At 75.0% G+C, this 2,350-nt stretch carries 3 protein-coding genes; all 3 read left to right on the top strand.

Annotated elements, in window-relative coordinates:
• Nucleotides 1-624, top strand: a 624-nt coding sequence (locus tag H5J29_RS29510; protein WP_281376135.1) for an acyl-CoA dehydrogenase family protein, incomplete at its 5' end; no start/stop codon positions are given.
• Nucleotides 621-1,874, top strand: a complete 1,254-nt coding sequence (locus H5J29_RS29515; RefSeq protein ID WP_181784248.1) for an acyl-CoA dehydrogenase family protein — start codon at nucleotides 621-623, stop codon at nucleotides 1,872-1,874. The genes H5J29_RS29510 and H5J29_RS29515, both read left to right, overlap by 4 nt.
• Nucleotides 1,871-2,350: enoyl-CoA hydratase-related protein (locus tag H5J29_RS29520; protein WP_181784249.1), on the top strand; the 480-nt coding region annotated here is incomplete at its 3' end. The genes H5J29_RS29515 and H5J29_RS29520, both read left to right, overlap by 4 nt.

Raw genomic sequence — 2,350 nt, forward strand, 5'->3', positions numbered from 1 at the left:
GGCGTGCAGCGGTCGCCGCTGGCCACGCTGGACCTCACCCGGCGGGCCGCCCGGATCACCTTCGCGGGCACGCCGTCGCGGCCGCTCGGCGACCCGGCCCAAGGCGCCGCGGTGCTCGACCGGGCGCGTGCGGTCTCGGCCGTCCTCGTCGCCGCCGAGCAGGTGGGCGGCATGGCCGCGGCCACCGAGATGACCGCCGAGTACGCCCGCACCCGGCGCCAGTTCGGCAGGCTCATCGGTACCTTCCAGGGCGTGAAGCACCGGCTCGCCGACATGGCCGTGCGGGCCGAGCTGGCGCACTCCGCCGCGTACTGGGCGGCCTGGCAGCAGCCGGGGTCGGCCGCGCTGGCCTACGGCGCCGCGATCGCCCGGTCCTACTGCGGCGACGCGTTCCTGCAGACCGGCCTCGACGCCGTGCAGCTCCACGGCGGCATCGGCTTCACCTGGGAGCACGACGCCCACCTGTTCCTCCGCCGCGCCCGTGCGGACCGCTCGCTGCTCGGCACCCCGCAGCAGGCCAGGGCCGCGCTCGTGCCCACCGTCCTGGCCGCCAGCGTGCCGACCACCGTGCCGACCACCACCGTCCCCACCGCCGCTCGCCCCACCGAGGGGGTCCCCGCATGACCGTCACCGAGCCCGTCACCGACCGGGTCACGCTCCTGCCGGACGCCACCGACGCGGAGATCGTCGCGGCCGTCGAGGCCTGGCTGGCGGACCACCTGCCCGCGGACTGGAAGGCCGCCGTCGAGCGGGGCGACCTCGCCGCCGTCGAGGCGATCCGGGAGGACCCCGAGCGCGGGCCCGCCTGGTTCGACCTGCTCGGCGACTCCGGGCTCGCCACCCCGACCTGGCCGACCGAGCACGGCGGGCTGGGCCTGCCCGCCGACCGCGGCGCCGTCGTGACCGAGACGCTGGCGCGGTCTCGGGCCGAGCGACACAACCGGGACTTCGTGGGGCTCGTCCTCGCCGGGCACACGATCCTGGACTGGGGCACGCCGGAGCAGAAGGCCGAGCGGCTACCCGCGCTGCGCCGCGGCCGGGAGTTCTGGTGCCAGCTGTTCAGCGAGCCGGGCGCGGGGTCGGACCTCGCGGGGCTCTCGACCCGCGCGGTCCAGCAGGACGACGGGACCTGGCTGGTCAACGGCCAGAAGGTCTGGAACTCCTACGCCCACCTGGCCGACTTCGGCCTGCTGATGGCGCGCTCGGACCCCTCGGCCCCCAAGCACCGCGGGATCACCTACTTCCTGCTGGACATGCGCACACCCGGGGTCGAGCCGCGGCCGCTGAGGCAGATGACCGGGAACGCGGAGTTCAACGAGACGTTCCTGACCGACGTCGTGGTCCCCGACTCGGCGCGGATCGGCCCGGTCAACCAGGGCTGGTCGGTCGCCATCAGCACGCTCATGCAGGAGCGCAACGGACTGTCCGGGCGCCCCGCCGTCGGACCGGGGGAGGCGGACCGGCTCGTCGCCCGTGCCGTCGAGACGGGTGTCTGGGAGGACCCGCTGGTCCGCGACCGGCTGCTCGAGGCCTACGCCGAGGAGAAGATCCTCCAGATGACGACGGTGCGCAGCTTCGTCGCCACCGGCGACGCCGCACCCACGGCCGAGGGGTCGATCCGCAAGCTCGCGCACTCCGTGCTGGCCGAGAAGCTGGGCGTGCTCGGCACGGACGTCGAACCGGACGGCGCCGTCGCGTGGGACCCCGAGGAGGGGAGCGAGGCGGCGGAGAGGTTCCTCGCGATGAAGACGTACGCGATCGCGGGCGGCACCTCGGAGATCCAGCGCAACATCATCGCCGAGCGGGTGTTGGGGCTGCCCAAGGACCCGGACCCCGACCGCTTCGTCCCCTTCGCCGAGCGGAGCCGCGGATGAGTGCCGACCCGGTCCGGACGTCGGTGCCGGTCGAGGGGGTCCTGCTGGTCACCCTCGACCGCCCCGAGGCCCGGAACGCCGTGAACGCGCGGCTCGCCGAGCAGGTGTCCGAGGCCATGGACCGCCTCGACGCCGATCCCGAGCTGCGGGTCGGCATCCTCACCGGCGCGGGCGGCACGTTCTGCGCGGGCGCCGACCTCAAGGCGTTCGTGCGCGGCGAACGGCCCTACGCCGGGGTCCGCGGGTTCGCGGGACTGGTCGAGCAGCCGCCGGAGAAGCCGCTGATCGCGGCGGTCGAGGGGTACGCGCTGGCGGGCGGCTGCGAGGTGGTGTTGGCCTGCGACCTGGTCGTCGCGGCGGAGAGCGCGGTCTTCGGCATCACGGAGGTCAGGCGTGGGCTGGTCGCCGCGGGCGGCGGGCTGCTGCGGCTGCCCGAGCGCATCCCGTACCACGTGGCGATGGAGCTGGCGCTGACC

The organism is Pseudonocardia pini, from assembly GCF_013870575.1.
GTDB lineage: Bacteria > Actinomycetota > Actinomycetes > Mycobacteriales > Pseudonocardiaceae > Pseudonocardia > Pseudonocardia pini.

Bases quoted from the DNA above. Each gene is read 5' to 3' on its own strand.
- H5J29_RS29515 (WP_181784248.1), top strand. From the start codon at position 621: ATGACCGTCACCGAGCCCGTCACCGACCGGGTCACGCTCCTGCCGGAC.